General features: G+C 63.2%; 9 protein-coding genes and 1 pseudogene. 5 read left to right on the top strand and 5 right to left on the bottom strand.

Translation table 11 applies throughout. The annotated features are described in order from the left end of the window. Window positions 1–50: 50 nt before the first annotated feature. The 4 genes from grpE to lon all read right to left on the bottom strand — a co-directional run bounded on the left by grpE (window position 51) and on the right by lon (window position 6,017). The gene (gene grpE / locus ABLE92_RS22285) at window positions 51–704 is read right to left on the bottom strand and encodes a nucleotide exchange factor GrpE (protein WP_348806978.1); all 654 of its coding nucleotides are present in this window, start codon (window positions 702–704) and stop codon (window positions 51–53) included. After that, the gene (gene dnaK / locus ABLE92_RS22280; protein WP_348806977.1) at window positions 701–2,554 is read right to left on the bottom strand and encodes a molecular chaperone DnaK; all 1,854 of its coding nucleotides are present in this window, start codon (window positions 2,552–2,554) and stop codon (window positions 701–703) included. The genes grpE and dnaK overlap by 4 nt, the downstream gene beginning before the upstream one ends. A 538-nt stretch (window positions 2,555–3,092) precedes the next feature. Then, window positions 3,093–3,449: a hypothetical protein gene (locus ABLE92_RS22275; RefSeq protein ID WP_348806976.1), complete on the bottom strand. Its 357-nt coding sequence runs from the start codon at window positions 3,447–3,449 to the stop codon at window positions 3,093–3,095. 231 nt (window positions 3,450–3,680) lie between these two features. Continuing rightward, complete coding sequence (lon, locus tag ABLE92_RS22270; protein WP_348806975.1) at window positions 3,681–6,017, bottom strand: endopeptidase La; 2,337 nt, start codon at window positions 6,015–6,017, stop codon at window positions 3,681–3,683. Window positions 6,018–6,194: 177 nt separating this feature from the next. Between lon and ABLE92_RS22265 the strand changes: the two genes are divergently transcribed. From ABLE92_RS22265 to ABLE92_RS22250, 5 genes and pseudogenes are all read left to right on the top strand, one after another. Then, window positions 6,195–6,920: a TnsA-like heteromeric transposase endonuclease subunit gene (locus ABLE92_RS22265; protein WP_006369927.1), complete on the top strand. Its 726-nt coding sequence runs from the start codon at window positions 6,195–6,197 to the stop codon at window positions 6,918–6,920. Beyond that, window positions 6,917–8,929: a TnsB C-terminal domain-containing protein gene (locus ABLE92_RS22260; protein WP_348806974.1), complete on the top strand. Its 2,013-nt coding sequence runs from the start codon at window positions 6,917–6,919 to the stop codon at window positions 8,927–8,929. The genes ABLE92_RS22265 and ABLE92_RS22260 overlap by 4 nt, the downstream gene beginning before the upstream one ends. Beyond that, window positions 8,922–9,995: an ATP-binding protein gene (locus ABLE92_RS22255; protein ID WP_006369929.1), complete on the top strand. Its 1,074-nt coding sequence runs from the start codon at window positions 8,922–8,924 to the stop codon at window positions 9,993–9,995. Before ABLE92_RS22260 ends, ABLE92_RS22255 begins: the two co-directional genes overlap by 8 nt. Then, a pseudogene (locus tag ABLE92_RS26230) lies at window positions 9,961–10,443 on the top strand (TniQ family protein); the annotation flags it as partial. The gene ABLE92_RS22255 and the pseudogene ABLE92_RS26230, both read left to right, overlap by 35 nt. A 159-nt stretch (window positions 10,444–10,602) precedes the next feature. Beyond that, window positions 10,603–11,655: a hypothetical protein gene (locus ABLE92_RS22250; protein WP_246221959.1), complete on the top strand. Its 1,053-nt coding sequence runs from the start codon at window positions 10,603–10,605 to the stop codon at window positions 11,653–11,655. A gap of 332 nt (window positions 11,656–11,987) precedes the next feature. Here ABLE92_RS22250 and ABLE92_RS22245 read toward each other — a convergent pair. Next, window positions 11,988–12,420: hypothetical protein (locus ABLE92_RS22245; RefSeq protein ID WP_348806973.1), on the bottom strand; the 433-nt coding region annotated here is incomplete at its 5' end.

The following is a 12,420-nucleotide window of genomic DNA, read 5'->3' as shown; positions in this document are numbered from 1 at the left end:
CGCGGTTCGCCAGTGGCGTTCCGCGCATCACCGGGGGAGCGTGTAGGTGCTTATTGTGCACCAGTGGGCGCGTCCTGGGCGCCCGATGCGCCGGCCGGCGCCGGGTCGGTGACCGTGACCATCGCGGTCCGGATCACCTTGTCACCCAGGCGGTACCCGCTGCGGTACACCGCACCGAGGACCGGCTCGGCACCACTGCCGTCGTTCTGGACGGCTTCGTGCAGTTCCGGATCGAACACGTCGCCGGGTTCGCCGAACTTGACGAGTCCTTCCGAACTCAGGCTGCCGGCCAACTTGTCGGCCACCGCACGCAGCGGACCCGACTCGAGGTCGCCGTGCTCGCGGGCCCGGTCGAGATCGTCGAGGACCGGCAGCAGCTTCTCGATCAACACCTGTTTGCCGTAGGCGACTCGCCCCTGCTTCTCCTCCTCGGTCCGCCGCTTGTAGTTGGCGAACTGTGCGCGTTCACGCTGGAGGGCGGCAGTGAGTTCGGCGACCTCGTCGGTCGCCGGGGCCTTCGCCTCTTCCAAGGCCGGCTCCTCGCCGGAAGCAGGTGCGCTTCCGGTGTCGGGGGTCGGTTCACCCTCGGGGCGCACCTCACCGGTTTCCGGGTCGATGCGCCGACGATCGGTGACCGTGATCGGCTCGTCGCCGGGGGTCTGGCCCCCGGCGGCCGAACCGGCCTCGGGCCCACTCTGGGTCACTTGGTGTCCCCGGAGTTCGGCTCGTCGACAACCTCGGCGTCGACGACGTCATTGTCACCGGCGGTCGCGGAGCCACCGTCGGCGCCTGCGGCCTGGCCCTCGGCCGCGGATGCGGCGTAGATGGCCTGACCCATTTCCTGGGACTCCGCCGAGAGCTTCTCGATCGCGCTCTTGATGGCCGCGATGTCGTTGCCCTTGAGGGCCTCGTTGGCCTCGCCGATGGCGGCGTTGACCTTGTCCTTGACCTCGGCCGGCACCTTGTCCTCGTTGTCCTTGAGGAACTTCTCGGTGTGGTTGACCAGCGACTCGGCCTGGTTACGGGTCTCGGCCTCCTCGCGACGCTTGCGGTCCTCGTCGGCGTGGGCCTCGGCGTCCTTGATCATCCGGTCGATCTCGTCCTTGCTCAGGCCGGAACCCTCCTGGATGCGGATGGAGTTCTCCTTGCCGGTGCCCTTGTCCTTCGCGGTGACGTGCACGATGCCGTTGGCGTCGATGTCGAAGGTCACCTCGATCTGCGGAACACCTTGCGGCGCAGGCGCAATGCCGCCGAGCTCGAAGCTGCCGAGCAGCTTGTTGTGCGAGGCGATCTCACGCTCACCCTGGTACACCTGGATCTGCACCGACGGCTGGTTGTCCTCGGCCGTGGTGTAGGTCTCGCTGCGCTTGGTCGGGATGGTGGTGTTGCGCTCGATCAGCTTGTGCATCACGCCGCCCTTGGTCTCGATGCCGAGGGACAGCGGGGTGACGTCAAGCAGCAGAACGTCTTTCACCTCACCGCGGAGCACACCGGCCTGCAGTGCGGCACCCACGGCGACGACCTCGTCGGGGTTGACACCCTTGTTGGGCTCACGTCCACCGGTCAGTTCCTTCACCAGGTCGGTGACGGCCGGCATACGGGTCGAACCACCAACGAGCACAACGTGATCGATGTCGCCGACGGAGATCCCGGCGTCCTTGATGACCGCCTGGAACGGAGCGCGGGTGCGCTCGAGCAGATCCGAGGTGATCTTCTGGAACTCGCTACGGGAGAGCTGCTCGTCGAGGAACAGCGGGTTCTTGTCGGCGTCGACGGTGATGTAGGGCAGGTTGATCGAGGTCGACTGCGAGGCCGACAGTTCGATCTTGGCCTTCTCGGCAGCCTCACGCAGACGCTGCATGGCCATCTTGTCCTTGGTCAGGTCGATGCCCGAGGAGCTCTTGAACTTCTCGACCAGCCAGTCGACGATGCGCTGATCCCAGTCGTCACCACCGAGGTTGTTGTCACCGGAGGTGGCCCGGACCTCGACGACACCGTCGCCGATCTCCAGCAGCGAGACGTCGAAGGTACCGCCACCGAGGTCGAAGACCAGGATGGTCTGTTCCTTCTCACCCTTGTCCAGGCCGTAGGCCAGGGCAGCGGCGGTCGGCTCGTTGACGATGCGCAGGACGTTGAGGCCGGCGATCTGGCCGGCTTCCTTGGTGGCCTGACGCTGTGCGTCGTTGAAGTATGCGGGCACGGTGATGACCGCGTCGGTGACATCCTCACCGAGGTAGGCTTCCGCGTCGCGCTTCAGCTTCATCAGCGTACGGGCGCTGATCTCCTGCGGGGTGTACTTCTTGTCGTCGATGGCGACGCTCCAGTCACCCTCGCCCATGTGGCGCTTGACGGAGCGGATGGTGCGGTCGACGTTGGTGACCGCCTGGTTCTTGGCCGGCTGCCCGACGAGCACCTCGCCGTTGCGCGCGAACGCGACGACCGACGGGGTGGTACGCGAGCCTTCGGCGTTGGCGATGACGGCGGGTTCGCCGCCTTCGAGTACCGACACCACGGAGTTGGTGGTGCCGAGGTCGATTCCAACAGCACGAGACATCTTTGCGATTCCTCCTAGTTCATGGGTGTGCACTGTTTCTGGGTGTGCACCCAAGGTCTTGGTCCCGCGCGCCGAGCTCGATGAACTCGACGCGCAGGGGTCTGGCAAACCTGACCGCCAGACCCAGACTTCAGTGCGTCCGACTCATGTCCTACTGGTTGAGTCGGTCTCAGTCAAGTCGAGTTGAGCCTGTATGGCTCAGGTTCTCGTTGGGTTCAACGGGGTGTGGTGCGAGTATGTTCCCGGAATCGAGAAAAAAGTTGAGCGAGTTTCGCTCAACTTTCTACGTGGAGGGGTTTCTGCTGGTTCGGGCTGGTTTCTGCGGTTGTTCCTGCGGGTCTGGTTGGCTCGCGCGGGTGGGCTCGGCTCGCGCAGGTCGGGTCGGCTCGCGCAGGTCGGCTCGGCTCGCGCAGGTCTGTTCGGCTCGCGCGGGTCGTCGACGGCTCGCACGAGCCGACATCACCCGCGGGAACCTCGAGGACTCGCGCGAATCGACGCCGGCCAGGTCCGCCGGACGCCGGTCGGGGCTGCGGGTGCGCTACGTCGACGCCGGCGTCAGGGAGTCGCCGGGGAAGCCCTGCACCGGGTGGACGTGGAAGGTGAAGACGCCGGCGGCGACGGCCGGGTCGTCGGTCATGATCTCGGTGACCGTCTCGACGGAGCGGTCGAAGACCCCGACGCCGCAGAAGTCGGTGTCGTCGCGGGCCGGCAGGACCACCACCAGGTCACCGGCCTTGCGCAGCGCCAGCAGTCGGCGCCCGTGCTCCCGGATGAGGTCCGGGGCGTCGTCGCTGCCGTAGTTGGGGCCGGCTTCGAGGACGGCCACGACGTAGGGCTGGGCGTACTCGAGGACCGTCTGCATCTCGGCGTCGGTGATGTCGGGCAGGGTGGTCATCGCGGATTCCTCCTCAGGGCGTCGGTCCTCGCGTGACCGAGCGTCATCGAACGGCTACGAATCCACTGTAGGCCGGGATCCGGGCGTCGCGTCGGGACTGTGGCGATCCAGCGCAATGTTCATCCGTCGCCGGTGAAGTCGTTCCCCGAGAGGTTCAATGCCTTGCCGAACAGCACGAAACCGGGGGAAGAACATTCTTCCCCCGGTTTCGCCCGTATCGTCCGGGATCGATCAGGCCGCCGCGGTCACCTCATCGGCAACCGGCTCCAACGCGGCCGCGACGATGTCGGCGACGTCGGCGATCGGCGTGACCGTCACTGCCTCGAGGATCTCGGCGGGGACGTCGTCGAGATCGGCCTCGTTACGTGGCGAGATGAACACCTGGGTCAACCCGTTGCGTTGTGCCGCAAGCAGTTTCTGCTTGAGCCCACCGATCGGCAGGACCCGTCCGTTCAACGTCACCTCGCCGGTCATGCCGACCTCGGCGCGCACCTTGCGGCCAGTCGCCATCGAGGCGAGGGCCGTCACCATCGTGATGCCGGCGCTCGGGCCGTCCTTGGGGACCGCACCCGCGGGCACGTGCACGTGGATGGTGCCCTCGAGGTTGCGTGGATCGATGCCGAGTTCACGTGCGTGGGCACGGACGTAGGACAGTGCGATCTGCGCGGACTCCTTCATGACGTCGCCGAGTTGGCCGGTCAGTTGCAGCCCGCCCTTGCCCTCGCCGGCGTCGGTGCGGTTGGCCTCGATGAACAGCACGTCGCCGCCCATTCCGGTGACCGCCAGACCGGTTGCGACGCCGGGAACCGCGGTGCGCTCCTCGGATTCGGGAGTGAACCGTGGCCGACCCAGATCGTCCTTCAGGTCTGCCTTGTCGACGGTGACAGGTGTTGTCGCCGTGCCGTTTTCGATCTTTGTGGCCTCCTTGCGCATCAGCTTGGCGAGCAGTCGCTCGAACTGACGCACACCCGGTTCGCGGGTGTAGTTGGCCGCGATCTCGCGCAGCGCGTTGTCGGTCACCGAGATCTCGTCATCGGTCAGCGCCGCACGCTCACGCTGCCGCGGGAGCAGGTAATCGCGGGCGATGGCCACCTTGTCGTCCTCGGTGTAGCCGTCGATGGTCACCAGTTCCATCCGGTCCAGCAGCGGTCCCGGGATGTTCTCGACGACGTTGGCCGTCGCCAGGAACACCACGTCGGAAAGGTCCAGATCCAGATCGAGGTAGTGATCGCGGAACGTGTGGTTCTGCGCGGGGTCGAGGACCTCGAGCAGCGCCGCCGCCGGGTCACCCCGATAGTCGGAACCCACCTTGTCGATCTCGTCCAGCAGCACAACGGGATTCATCGATCCCGCCTCGCCGATGGCACGCACGATACGACCGGGCAGGGCACCCACGTAGGTGCGCCGGTGACCGCGGATCTCGGCCTCGTCGCGCACGCCGCCGAGGGCGACACGCACGAACTTGCGGCCGAGGGCGCGGGCCACGGACTCCCCCAGCGACGTCTTGCCGACGCCGGGCGGACCGGCCAGCACCATCACGGCTCCGGAGCCACGTCCGCCGACGACCTGCAGGCCGCGTTCGGCGCGCCGGGCCCGCACGGCCAGGTATTCGACGATGCGGTCCTTGACGTCCTCGAGGCCGTGGTGATCGGCGTCGAGGATCTCGCGAGCACCCTTGATGTCGGTGGAGTCGGTGGTGGTGACGTTCCATGGAAGATCCAGGACGGTGTCCAACCACGTTCTGATCCAACCGCTTTCGGGTGATTGATCGCTGGACCGCTCGAGCTTGCCGACCTCACGCAACGCCGCCTCGCGGACGTTGTCGGGCAGGTCGGCGGATTCGACGCGGCCGCGGTAGTCGTCGGCACCGTCGGGCTCGTCCTCGCCGAGTTCCTTGCGGATGGCGTTAAGTTGCTGACGCAGCAGGAATTCCTTCTGCTGCTTCTCCATTCCGTTGCGGACGTCGTCGGCGATCTTGTCGGAGACCTCGGTCTCGGCGATGTGTTCGCTGGTCCAGTCGATGAGCAGCCCGAGTCGTTCTGCGACGTCAGGGGTTTCGAGCAGTTGCCGCTTCTGGGTGTCGTCGAGCCACGACGAGTAGCCGGAGGTGTCGGCGAGATCGGACGGGTCGGTCATCTTGTTGACCGCGTCGATGATCTGCCAGGCCTCGCGGCGTTGCAGCATGGCCAGGACGAGCTTCTTGTACTCGGCGGCAAGGGCTTTGGTCTCGGCGGTGGCCTCACCGTCGTCGACCTCGGTCACCTCGACCCACAGCGCATTGCCGTGACCGGGTGCGCCGCTGCCGATGTGTGCACGCTTCTCGCCCTTCACCACGGCAGCCGTTTGGCCGCCGGGGATCCGCCCCACCTGCACGATCGAGGCGATCACGCCGTGGGTCGGGTACCGATCGTCCAGGCGCGGAGCGATCAGCAGTTTGCCGGACTCACTGGCCCGGGCCGCGTCGATCGTCGCCTGAGCCGCGTCGTCGAGCGGGATCGGCACCACCATGCCGGGCAGGACGACCAGGTCAGGGACGAACAGAACGGGCACTGAGTATGTCTGTGACATGTAACCTCCAAAGTTCAGTCTGACCGACTCAACCTCGGTGGCGGGATCTTTGTTCCCGGCGATATTTCGCCAGGGGTGAACAGGAGTGTAGCTTCTCACCGAACGTGTCATTTTCTCATCGGCTTGTCATAGGCGTGTCATCGTTCTCATCGGGCTGTCATGCGGCACGATAGCAAAATGCCTGATCAGATCGGTGCGACCGAGATTCGCTTCGTTACCGAAGCCGGTGACGAGACCATCAGTCAGGTCAGGGATCACTCGATCAGCTCGATGGCCCGAGCCCAGCCAGTGCGCCTGCCACCGTCCCACGCCGGCCAACGCCACTATCCAGGTCTTTTTTGGACCCGTACAACAGCCGACCACGTGGTTTACGAAAGCCTTCTCGAACGCGACCGCATCTTGCTTGCCGACTTCGATCCCGAAGTCGTTTGGATCACGGCGCAACCTTTCTGGATCACCGGCGACGACAGAGGTACCGGCCGACGCCACTGTCCCGATCTCCTACTGACGCGGGCTGATGGGTCATATTTGGTCGTGGACGTCAAGAATCCACGAATCGCGCAGAAAGACGAGGTCAAGGCCGTGTTCACGTGGACCAAGGTGGTGTCCAAGCGCCTCTCCGCCGATTATGAGGTTTGGACCGGCGAGGACTCGGCGTTGATCAACAACATCAGATTCGCTTCTCAGGCTCGCCGCGAGTCGCGCGCGGCCCTGTTCCAGACGGTGCTCGAACGATTTCCAGAGGAGCTCTCAATCGCGCACGCTGAAGCCACACTCGCAGCCGAGCGGATTGCACGGCCTCGACACATCGTCCTCGAGCTTCTGTGGACGGGCACCTTCACGGCCGATCTCACCCGGCCATTCGGCGACAACACCTTGATCCATCGAGCCGAGGCCGTATGAGCAACACTTATCGACTTGCTGTTGGCGATCGGGTGTGGATCGACGGATCCGTGGTCCGCATAGTCGAGATCAGCGACAGTCGGTCGATAGTCGAATCGGATCGCGGCACACGAGCGGTGAGCACTCCACACCTCGTGAGGTCTTCTCAGCCGCTCGACGCACCTCGCAGGCCCTGCGAGACGTCCGGACAACTGCTTTCGAATCTTACGAAGAAACAGCAAGAGACTTACAACGCACGGCTCGCCGTCGTCGAAGCAGTACTGGAGATGCATCACAACAGCGGCGACTCTATCGGTCGCAGCTCCGAAACGGTCGCTCTCGCACACAACATGTCTGACCGCACCGTCAAACGCTGGGTGAAGGCGTATCAAGAGTCAGGACCAGCCGGCCTCGTCGAAGCAAGGAAGCAGCGCTCGCCGATCGACCCACTCTGGCGGGAGGCGTGCCTCGACGTACTCAATCGGTACACACGCGAATCCACACCCAGCAGAAACATAGTAATCGACCAGGCCAACAATCTGCTGACCGAGCGGTGTGGCGCCGATCTGGCGCCCACCCCATCCAATGCGACCGCCTACCGCTGGCTGGACGAGCTCTCCAAGGGTCGCTATTCATTTGGCAGCGGAAAGGCACGGCGAATCGCCGCCGACCGGCCGGAGGCCCCGTATGGCCGTTTGCGCGCCACGCGCCCCGGAGAGTACTTCGTACTCGACACAACGCGCCTCGACGTGTTCGCGATGGAGCCGATCACGCTGCGTTGGGTGCCGGTCGAACTCACTGTGGCGCAAGACCTCTATACACGCTGCATTGTCGGTCTGCGCCTGACCCCGATTTCAACCAAGGCAATCGACGTGGCCAATGTGTTACACCAGTCGGTCACGCCCCAAGAACCGGTCGACGACGGAGCGTGGCCGTTTCACGGCGTGCCTAGTTCGATCGCAATCGAACGCGACGACCCGACCGCAGACGATGCCACTCCGAGCATCCCAGGCTGCCTACCCGAGTCAATCGTTGTTGACCATGGCAAGATCTACCTCTCGCACCATGTCAGATCCGCCTGTGCGCGACTCGGAATCTCGATTCAGCCTGCGATCGTAAAGAAGGCGTCAGACAAGCCAACTGTCGAACGCTTCTTCAAGACCATTCGGCTCGGCCTGCTTCAGCAACTGCCGGGCTACAAGGGACCCGACGTCTATCACCGCGGTGAAGACATTGAGAGTCAAGCGTTCTACTACGTCGCCGAGCTTGAGTCGATAATTCGCGAGTGGACAGCTCGGGTGTACCACCGGTCGAAACACGAAGGCTTGTGTCTCCCTGAGACGCCCGGCCTCGAGCTATCACCGCTCGAAATGTACGAGATCGGCCTGGCTCGCGCCGGTGGACTCACCATCCCGTCCTCACCGGACCTTGCGTACGAGTTTCTCAATGTGGAGTGGCGCACGATCCAGCACTATGGCATAGAAGTGGATGGGCGCCGATACGATGGCGCGGCGCTCAACCCTTACCGGAATAGCAAGTCCAACTTCGGTGGTCCGAAGGCTAGAAAATGGCCAATCCACATAGACAGCGGCGATGTTCGACGCGTGTACTTCCGCGACCCCTCATCTGGCAAATGGTCGCCTCTGGTCTGGGAGCACGCAGGTGGACTCGACCAGCCCTTCTCCTCGGACGCCGCCGACTACACCAAGCTTCTGGCCGTCCGCGAAAACCGGCATGTCGACCCACAGGACGCCGTCCGCAACCTCCTCGATGAGTGGTCCAAAGGCAACACCAAATCCAAGCGCGACCGCGCCCTCGCACGACGCCTGGCCAGCACCCGTTCCACGGCAAGCGATACTGGCGATGGCCAACCTGACGACGAGATTGCATCACTGCCAGGAGTTATCGACCTTCTCGCGAGGAGAGCAGAACGTCGCCCTCCAGGTTGGGATTGGACGATGACCTCGATGTGTTTGAGAAGTACCAAGGTGCAGACGATTCGAGCTATGAGGTATTCGACGAATGAGTAACCCATGGGCACTATGGCTTCGAAACAATCAACCGCATCGCTACAACCTGGCGTCAAAAGTGGGCTGGCACGACTTCGTGCATTCGCCGCCGCGCGCGAGCCTGGAACTCCTCACGAAGGGACAGATCGCAGCGCTCAGCGACGACGAGCGCGAAGACTACAACGAAGCTCGCTTTGTATGGAATGCCAACCTCCCGACTGTCAAGACAGCTCAACTCACGCACGCCTTCGCTGTCATCGATCAAGTCATGGCGTCCAACCGTCGCGATGGCGACCGCCTCCGCGGATCGGTCGTGATCGACGCCCCGCCAGGTCTCGGTAAGACCACCATCGCCATCCGCTACGCAAGGCAGTTCCATCGAACTGCAATTCGCCGCCTCAGCAGCGAGACCGCCGCAGGCGATCAGCGTATTCCGGTCGCCTTCATCCCGCTCGATGCTGGAATCACCCTCAAGGGCCTGAACAGAAAGATCCTCGCCTTCTATGGCCATCTGGGGGTAGCTGGTGCGAATACTTCTGGTTTGGGTGCGCTCGCGGTCGACTGCGTACGGAGCTGCGAGACTCAGATAATTGTCATCGATGACCTTCACTTCATCGACTTTCGAGACCGTCACGGTCGCGAAGTAAGCAATCATCTGAAGGGCTTGGCCAACGAAATGGCGGTCACGTTCATTTACGTCGGTGTACGCCTCACAGAGAAGAAGTTCTTCGACGAGGGCCTGGGAGGCGATGACGGTGCCGTGTACGCACAGACTGCCCGCCGTGCCACACGTGCACGCGTCGCGCCGTTCAACACCGACTCCGATGCCAGCAACGTCGCCTGGATCTCGCTTCTCAACGCCCTCGAATTGCACCTAATGCTCGCCGCGCAAACGCCTGGGACACTATCCGATTTCGGCAAGGAACTCTTCCGCCGAACGCAAGGGCACATCGGTTCACTGACGAACCTGCTCGATCGGGCCGCCTATCTGGCTATTAAGACGGGCACCGAGCAAATTACTGCGAGCATCCTGGAGGAGGTCGTCGTTGACAATGCCGCTCAGCGGCTCACCACTCCCAAGAGGTGAGAGAACCGACGCGGAGCAACTACCCTCCGCAATTGCGATACCAGACGGGTACAACCCGCGGCGGCTTCCCATACTCGTCGCCCCCAGGGACGATGAGACCGCACCGAGTTGGCTGCGCCGTTTCGGCCACCGCTACGGACTCACCGCACGCGCGCTACTCCGAGAACTCGGGATTCCAACGAGTGCCTGGTCCCCCACACGAGTCTCTGCGCATATCGCTGAGCACAGTGATTTGATTGTGGATACGGTGGGGCTACCGGACGAACGAGCCCGATACCTCCGGGCAGGACTCATATCCGAGGCTGTTTCCGCATTTCGCACGCACTGGGAACGGTACGGTAAGTCTTCGGAATCGATGCCCCTCGACCCTTCCTACTGTCCCGAATGCCTTGCTCAGCAAGGATACTGGAACTCGACATGGTCACTGCCGCTACACCGCGTCTGTGTCGAACATGCGATCTTGATGCCTACCAACTGCCCTCGGTGCGCCGAGACGCCGTGGGCGGGCACGAGTTGGCCCAATAGCACCGACCCCAACTGGGCCTGTCCGCAGCGCGACAATCGCCCCCGAACACCAAGAACTCGACACGCATACTGCGGCCACGACTTGCGCGACGTCGAGTTCCGTAGGGTTGCCCCCGAGATCGTTGAAGCTCAGGTTTGGATTCTCGAACTCGCACGCGGTGCATCAGAGCCTTCGACGAACAGCTTTGGCGGTCAGCGGTTCAGTACACGCGAATACTTCGACGCGGCTCTGACGCTGGGCAAGCCCATTATGAGCTGTCAAGCAGCAAGCGACCCTGACGCCGCGTGCCTCGAGCAACTCCTCAAGGTAAAGTCCATCCTCTGCGAGGAGGACGTTCATGCGGCTCATTCGCTCGCCGTAGAGCAGAGCGTCCTTACTCCAGGAACCTGGCTTCTCAGGGACGGCCGAGATTTGCCCCGTAGTCGGACGAATGCGGTTATCGGCCACCTCGCCATCACCCCGCTCGCCGAAAAGCTATCGCCGACGGCACAACTGACGTTTCGAGTTGCTAGTGGGTGTGCCCGTTATCCGACGGCCCACGAGATCCCGGGCAACCACATTCCTCTCTCGTCGATACCTCAAGTTCACTGGACGGGATTCCGCGACTACACGACTGCGAAGGATCGCGCCGTCCTTTCCATGCTCCTTGCACGGTCTGGGACCGCGAGACCTTGGGGCCATATCGCTTTCGCGCTAGGACTGCCTCACGAATTCTCGCGCTACCCACCACTACTCATCCGCCGGATCAAGCGCAGCGGCGATTGGACCGACACCCTGGATCAGATCGAGAACCAGACCCGGGAACTGCTCACCGGCCCGCCTCCTATCGATTACCACCGCCGGCGGCTTCAACTTGCCAATCCAGATCTCACGATCTCCATTGCGAGAATTCTTAGCACGAGCCGCACGTTCAGAGCAGTGACTCCACACGCGCTAGCCGTCGCGATTTGGGAGGTCTACACCGGCGGGGCCGCCGAGTTCGCGACAGAATCGCTCTACTCTGAGGATTCCAACGACGGCGATCTCAGCTCGGCGCGCAACCTGGTACGCGAGCAGTGGTCCACAATCCGATCAAACAGCCTGTTGCCTGACCTGGGATTCGGCGAGGAGCCACTTGAATGGCGCCCACCTTGAAGGAGCTACGTGCAGACAGGACACTCCGGCAACAGATCTGACTCGCGCTCGTCAGTGGCTTCGAGAATGCCCTCACTCTACCGCGGAACGCTTGAGGCGGATCAGCACATGTGCCGCGCAGATGTCTACGAGGCGAATGAGTCATACCGACGCCACGGGCTCAAAGGAGTCGGGCAACTCAACTCACTGATGGAAATCCTCCTGCAGCACACCTTCAACGCCGCAAGTCCACGCTATACACCGTGGGAAATTGATCGAGAACCACCAGGGCGTGCAATCTCCCTGCCGCCGACGGCATGGCCGCCGAGTTCGGAACCGACCCTTGCGACACGCTACCCGGATGGTCCGACGAACTGGTAGTCGAACGCCTCGGTCTTGATCGGGCATCGCCCGCAGGGTCGCGCGAGGTGTGGGCATTCGTCGGCGTCGCTTGCAACAATGCCCATGTGAAGTTCCGTCGCCGCAACCTCGAAGCTCTTGGAAACCTCGTCGTGGGCAACCTCGGACGCGACGATGCCCAGAACGTCGACGAAGTTCGGTACTTCCCGTATCGCTCCAGCATGTACATCACTGAGTTCTTTCAAGAGTTGGAGACGGAGTACCAGCACGACGGCTCCACCCGCCACCGGTGGGTTGCCGACGTGTGACGTGTAAGGGCTCGGGACATGCTTGACGTCGTGTCGTCGGGACATCGTTGACGTCTCACGCTTGTCGGTGGTCGCAGTCAGAGTGTGGGGGGTGTCCTTCTCTGCTGAGACTGAATCC

Origin of the sequence: Gordonia oleivorans, from assembly GCF_040044975.1 — a bacterium.
GTDB classification, from domain to species: Bacteria; Actinomycetota; Actinomycetes; order Mycobacteriales; family Mycobacteriaceae; genus Gordonia; species Gordonia oleivorans.
Note: the sequence above shows the minus strand (reverse complement) of the source record. Positions and strands in the feature narration are given on the sequence as shown.

What these genes read in the sequence shown, in the direction of transcription:
- ABLE92_RS22275 (WP_348806976.1), bottom strand. Translation starts at nt 3,449, where the DNA reads ATGACCACCCTGCCCGACATCACCGACGCCGAGATGCAGACGGTCCTC.
- dnaK (WP_348806977.1), bottom strand. Translation starts at nt 2,554, where the DNA reads ATGTCTCGTGCTGTTGGAATCGACCTCGGCACCACCAACTCCGTGGTG.
- ABLE92_RS22265 (WP_006369927.1), top strand. Translation starts at nt 6,195, where the DNA reads ATGCCTGATCAGATCGGTGCGACCGAGATTCGCTTCGTTACCGAAGCC.
- ABLE92_RS22255 (WP_006369929.1), top strand. Translation starts at nt 8,922, where the DNA reads ATGAGTAACCCATGGGCACTATGGCTTCGAAACAATCAACCGCATCGC.
- ABLE92_RS22260 (WP_348806974.1), top strand. Translation starts at nt 6,917, where the DNA reads ATGAGCAACACTTATCGACTTGCTGTTGGCGATCGGGTGTGGATCGAC.
- lon (WP_348806975.1), bottom strand. Translation starts at nt 6,017, where the DNA reads ATGTCACAGACATACTCAGTGCCCGTTCTGTTCGTCCCTGACCTGGTC.